The sequence below is a fragment of the Corallococcus terminator genome (genome assembly GCF_003611635.1).
Classification (GTDB): Bacteria; Myxococcota; Myxococcia; order Myxococcales; family Myxococcaceae; genus Corallococcus; species Corallococcus terminator.
The window spans coordinates 1-1130 of record NZ_RAVZ01000710.1; the positions used below are offsets into that span (position 1 = coordinate 1).

At 69.6% G+C, this 1130-nt stretch carries 1 protein-coding gene; it reads left to right on the top strand.

Translation table 11 applies throughout. The features are described from left to right. The coding region (locus D7V88_RS41700) for an RCC1 domain-containing protein (RefSeq protein ID WP_372241175.1) at positions 1–958 on the top strand (958 nt) is incomplete at its 5' end. Between the last annotated feature and the right edge of the window lie 172 nt (positions 959–1130).

Below are 1130 nucleotides of genomic sequence, written 5' to 3' on the forward strand. Positions count from 1 at the left end.
CTCCACCTCTTACGCCTTCTCCCTCCAGGGCGGCAGCGCATGCGCTGCGAACCTCGGGGCTCGTCTCGCCGCAGGCGACCGCCATACGCTCGCCTTGAAGCAGGACGGCACCGTCTGGGCCTGGGGAACCAACGGCTACGGGCAACTGGGAGACGGGACGGCGACGCAACGTCTCTCGCCAGTGCAGGTGCAGGGCCTCACCGGGGTGGTCGCCGTCGCCGCGGGTAGCCACCACACGGTGGCGGTGAAGGCGGACGGCACCGTCTGGGCCTGGGGCGCCAACGCCATGGGTCGGCTGGGAGATGGGACGACGACGGATCGCCCAACGCCAGTGCAGGCGCAGGGCCTCACCGGGGTCATCGCCGTCGCCGGAGGTACCGTCCACACCCTGGCGGTGAAGTCGGACGGCACCGTCTGGACCTGGGGAAGCAACGTCAACGGCCAGCTCGGCGACGGGACGACGACACTGCGCCTCACGCCGGTGCAGGTGCAGGGCCTCACTGGGGTCGTCGGCGTCGCCGCAGGTGAGCTCCACACCCTGGCGGTGAAGTCGGACGGCACCGTCTGGACCTGGGGAAGCAACGTCAACGGCCAGCTCGGCGACGGGACGACGACACTGCGCCTCACGCCGGTGCAGGTGCAGGGCCTCACCGGAGTCGTCGCCATCGCCGGAGCTTCCCACCGAAGTGTGGCGGTGAAGTCGGACGGCACCGTCTGGACCTGGGGAAGCAACGTCAACGGCCAGCTCGGCGACGGGACGACGACACTGCGCCTCACGCCGGTGCAGGTGCCGAGCCTCACCGGGATGGTCACCGTCGCGGCCAGTCTCCTCCACACCATCGCGTTGAAGTCGGATGGCAGCGTCTGGGCGTGGGGGATCAACCTCTACGGCCAGTTGGGTGACGGGACGCAGACGCAGCGCCTTGGACCCGTGCGGATTCAGGGGCTGAGTCCCTGACAAGGTACAGGGCGCATGCGTTGTGAGGGCGCCCAGCACGTCGCAGACGTGTGCGGACAGGGCCCAGGAGCAGGTAGCCTGGGCCAACCCCCAGGGCACTCACGGTCCTGATAGGCAGTGCTTCCGGCAGTCGTTGTCCGGGCGCCCGGACACCGCAGGGTTCACACGGTAG